This is a genomic window from Corynebacterium sp. HMSC036E10 (genome assembly GCF_001836265.1).
In the GTDB taxonomy this organism is placed as follows: Bacteria; Actinomycetota; Actinomycetes; order Mycobacteriales; family Mycobacteriaceae; genus Corynebacterium; species Corynebacterium coyleae.
In genome coordinates this window covers 18726-19061 of sequence record NZ_KV827990.1, presented here as the reverse complement: position 1 = coordinate 19061, position 336 = coordinate 18726, and the positions used below count along the sequence as shown (strand labels likewise).

Below are 336 nucleotides of genomic sequence, written 5' to 3'. Positions count from 1 at the left end.
CTTCGCCGTTTTCAGGACGCATAAACGCTTTCGTTCCTACGTCGAATCTGCTGGCGTCATCGATGACCTGATAGATCGTGGCCTGGGTGTGGTCAACATCGAACAGGCGGTAGACCAAAGCGTCGATCTGCCACAACTCGCAGACAAAATCGCGGGCGAAACGCTTATACGAACTGCGCGGACGCTTACGCGCGTTGACATCGACCAAACCAGCGTTGTGCAGCCAGGTCGCAATTGTTGTGCGCGATGGAGTGCACTCTGGGCCAACTGCGTCGTACAAGCGGTAGTAGATCGACAACGGGCCGCAGTCCAATCCCTGCTCTTGCAGATCGAACC

General features: G+C 56.2%; 1 pseudogene. It reads right to left on the bottom strand.

Annotated elements, in window-relative coordinates:
• Positions 1–336 (bottom strand): annotated as a pseudogene (locus HMPREF2736_RS12880) (transposase); the annotation flags it as partial.